The 222-nt window shown below is 68.9% G+C and carries 1 protein-coding gene; it reads left to right on the top strand.

From position 1 onward, the window contains the following. The coding region (locus tag G6R25_RS24850; RefSeq protein ID WP_205447493.1) for a hypothetical protein at positions 1-199 on the top strand (199 nt) is incomplete at its 5' end. Positions 200-222 lie beyond the last annotated feature (23 nt).

The raw sequence follows: 222 nt of genomic DNA, 5'->3' as shown, positions 1-222 counted from the left end.
CCGCGAGGCCGAACGCGCCGGCCTGCGCCTGTCGGTACCGGCCCTGCTCGGTGAACTCGGCGGGATCGGCGAGACCGTGCTGCTCCACCAGGGCGAACGCGGCCGACCCCGAGCCCGGCGGATGCTCACCCGGATGGAGCCGGTCCAGCACCAGCTCCACGACCTGTTCGATCTTGGGCGGTACGCACCTCGACGGTGAGTTAGGTACTACACCCAAATCAA

The sequence above is a fragment of the Candidatus Frankia alpina genome (genome assembly GCF_902806485.1).
Lineage (GTDB): Bacteria > Actinomycetota > Actinomycetes > Frankiales > Frankiaceae > Frankia > Frankia alpina.
This window is presented reverse-complemented; position numbering and strand designations above follow the sequence as displayed.